3 protein-coding genes and 1 pseudogene are annotated in these 3,158 nt (G+C 62.5%); 1 reads left to right on the top strand and 3 read right to left on the bottom strand.

All coding sequences use genetic code 11. The features are described 5' to 3' along the window. Positions 1-189 (top strand): annotated as a pseudogene (locus tag HUK84_RS13405) (4-aminobutyrate--2-oxoglutarate transaminase); the annotation flags it as partial. Between the two features lie 73 nt (positions 190-262). On the opposite strand, the gene HUK84_RS13400 reads toward HUK84_RS13405, so the two are convergent. From HUK84_RS13400 to HUK84_RS13390, 3 genes are all read right to left on the bottom strand, one after another. After that, on the bottom strand, positions 263-1,375 hold the full coding sequence (locus tag HUK84_RS13400; RefSeq protein ID WP_176640737.1) for a THUMP domain-containing class I SAM-dependent RNA methyltransferase: 1,113 nt from the start codon (positions 1,373-1,375) through the stop codon (positions 263-265). A 599-nt stretch (positions 1,376-1,974) separates the two neighbouring features. Beyond that, positions 1,975-2,856 (bottom strand): sulfotransferase family protein, encoded by an 882-nt coding sequence (locus HUK84_RS13395; protein WP_317135288.1) that lies wholly within the window; start codon positions 2,854-2,856, stop codon positions 1,975-1,977. Positions 2,857-2,984: 128 nt separating this feature from the next. Continuing rightward, on the bottom strand, positions 2,985-3,158 hold a 174-nt coding region (locus tag HUK84_RS13390), incomplete at its 5' end, for a transposase (RefSeq protein ID WP_176640735.1).

The following is a 3,158-nucleotide window of genomic DNA, read 5'->3' as shown; positions in this document are numbered from 1 at the left end:
CCGGACGGCGCGGTGCGCGCGGGCGGCGCCGCCGCGATCTGCAGCCGGGCGGCGGAGCTGGGGCTGATCGTGCTGTCATGCGGGGTGCAGGGCGAGACGGTGCGCATTCTGGTGCCGCTGACCGCGTCGGACGCGCTGATCGACGAGGGGATGGGGATTCTGGAACAGGCCTTGCGGGCGCGGGCGTAGCCAGAACCGGTTTTCGAGGGCCGCCGGCCTTCGGCGGGGGCCGGGGCAGCGCCCTGGGTAGCGACCTGGGCGGTTACAGCGGCGCGGTCCGGAACAGGGACACGCGCAGCCCGCCATGCGGGACCGGCGCGGTGGTGGGCAGGAAGGGCAGTCCGGTGGCGTAGGCCAGGGAGGATTCGCTGGTGACGATGCCGACGCGCCAGCCGGCAAAGCGGCGCAACAGGGTCTGCCCGAGGGTACGATAGAGGGGCGCCAGGGTCTGTTTGTCGCCGATGCGGGTGCCGTAGGGCGGGTTGGCGATGACGAGGCCGGGCGGCCCGGCGGGCGGGGCGAGGTCGCTGATGGTGGCGACGCGGAATTCGGTGCAGGCGGCGACGCCGGCGCGTTCGGCGTTGGCCTGGCTCATGACGATGGCGCCGGCGTCGCGGTCGCTGCCGTAGAAGCGGGCGGCAGGCATGCGTGCGCTTTTCACGTCGCGCATGCGCTGCCAGGCCTCGGCGTCGAAGGTGGCGAGCTGTTCGAAGGCGAAATGACGGGAGCGGCCGGGATTGAGGCGGGAGGCGATTTCCGCGGCCTCGATGACGAAGGTGCCGGAACCGCACATGGGATCGAGCACCGGTTCGGCACCGTTATAGCCGCATTGCAGCAGGAAGAGCGACGCCATGGTTTCGCGCAGCGGCGCGCGGTTGACGGCCTGCTTGTGTCCGCGCCGATGCAGCAGGTCGCCCGAGGTGTCGACGCTGATGGTGCAGAGATCCTGTTCGATGCGCGCACGCACCAGGATGCCGCCATCCGGCGCGTGGGGGGCGCCGAGGGTTTCGCGGATGGCGGTTTCGATCCGCTCGGCCGCCGCGCCGGCGTGGTAGATGCGCGAGCCGGCGCAGGAGGCCTCGACCCGGATGGGGATGTCGGGGCGGAGGATTTCGGCCCAGGGCACGCGGCGGGCGCGGCGGTCGAGCTGCGCGAGGTGGGTGACGGGGAAGGATTCGATCCGCGCCAGGACGCGGCCGGCGCCGCGGACCCACAGATTGGCGCGCCAGACCTCCGGCCAGCCGCCCCGGATGACGACGCCGCCGGGCACGGCCCGGGGTTGTTTGAAGCCCTTGAGCCGTACCTCGCCGCACAGCACGTCTTCCAGGCCCGGGGCGGCGGCCAGGAAGATCTCGAAATCCTGCTCCTTGGTCATGGCGCCTGCATGGCAGGAAGCGGGGGTGAGGGCAACTTTGGCGTCCGGTTTGGCGGGACGGCGACCGAATCGTGTGGCGTAACATTCCGTTTCACATCGGCGGCGGCGGTGCCCTTGTCCCACGCGCCCGCTTTCCTCGCGAACATCGAGCGACTGATCCAACTTCAGTCCCTCTGCAGCCATGACCGGCGCTGAGATGCGGACGGACGTGCTGTTGCTCCACTTTTCCGCCACGGCTTTCACTTTAGACCCCATCGCATCCAGAGTTGCCTATCGGTATGGGGCACCGGTATCAGCGCCCGATGGGGCATCGAGCGATGTTCTCCGACTGCAAGTCGCACGGTTTCGGCCTCGAACACAGTCAATTGCGTACGCCCGAACGTCTTGGCCGACTGGTGCTGGTAATGAGCATCGCCCTGTATTTCGCCGTCTCCACCGGCCTGTGGGATGCCACGACCCATTCGCCTATGGGCGAAAAAAAGCCTACGCCGCCAGCCCGCGAACCTGACCCGCGGTCTGCGGCGTATCGTCAGACCCCTCCAATTCCGCCAGCCAATGCCGTCATTATGAGCGTCCGGATGAAACTGACGGGTGGTGAGTCACACTCCTTCCAAAGCACCCCTGCGATAGCTTCCGAGTCCGTCGAGTAACGGGCGCAAAACCGCATCATCCGGTCGCCAGCGTCCGACTGAACTCCGATAGATTGGCTTTCTTACTTGCTGTACACTTGCGGTTCTAACAGGCCGTTTCGACTTGTGAAAGTTCAGACAAGCATCGTCCCAGGTGAGGCCGCAATATGCAATCAGTGATTGTGCATTCTGTTCAAGATCTTCGACGACCTCTTCGTAACGCACGTCGTAAATCGTGCCGCCGGGAAGTATCCGATGCCAATGATCCATCAATTCTCTGTAACTGCGATAGCGCCTTCCCAATTCTCCGAGATCAAAGGTAAAATCTTGAGAATGAAAGAAGGTAGAAAAACACGATAGACATGTGTCGATCGGATCTCGAACCGTATGAATAATCCGCGCATTCGGAAATAGTGCGTAAATGAGTGCTATGTTTTGGTAGTTACTCAGCGTCTTATTAATAATTCGTGTTGGTGTCTGCGGCCGCGTCCAATTGGACACCAGTTTATGAAGCCGGCCGAGATAATCTTCTGAAATAGACATTCGTTCTGCAGCTGTCAGGTTTTCCAACGGCGACACCGATTGCCATCGATCGAATTTTGATGCTGCAGAACGAAATGTGTCGAAGAGAGTGCTTATTTCGCCAGCGCCATACACTTCGGGATGACTGGCCAAAACCTGCTCGACCAATGTCGAGCCGGAACGCGGCATTCCGATGATAAAGATGGGAAGCGAAGAGGAATGACCAGTCTTGGCGAACTCTCTGATAGTATCGGCCGATACGGACTGGCATAGCTGCTTCGCGCGATTGATTGCAGGTTTCTCGTCGTACGTCAGGTAGCGGCGACGCACCCTGTTGCCTGTGAGAAAATGGTCGAATGAGAGCTGATGCGCTCCGAGATCCGAGAAGGCCTTCCCGAGGGCAAAGTGCAGATCAGTGCGATCACTGTCACTGAGTGAGAGCCCGATTCGAAAGTTTTTCAAGCTTGACAATGCCTTGCTATCCGTCGTGTGAGCATGCGGATCGAGGCGATCAATGTCCGTGCGGTTGAGGAAGCAACGGATTGTTCCCAATCTTTGGCGAGCCGCCTGCACCGTCCCAGCCAGGCGAATGTCCGTTCAACCACCCAGCGGCGCGGCAGGACCTGAAAGCC

Origin of the sequence: Nguyenibacter vanlangensis (genome assembly GCF_013376155.1) — a bacterium.
Taxonomy (GTDB): Bacteria; Pseudomonadota; Alphaproteobacteria; order Acetobacterales; family Acetobacteraceae; genus Gluconacetobacter; species Gluconacetobacter vanlangensis.
The sequence above is the reverse complement of the archived record's forward strand: the minus strand, read 5'-3'. Positions and strand labels throughout refer to the sequence as shown.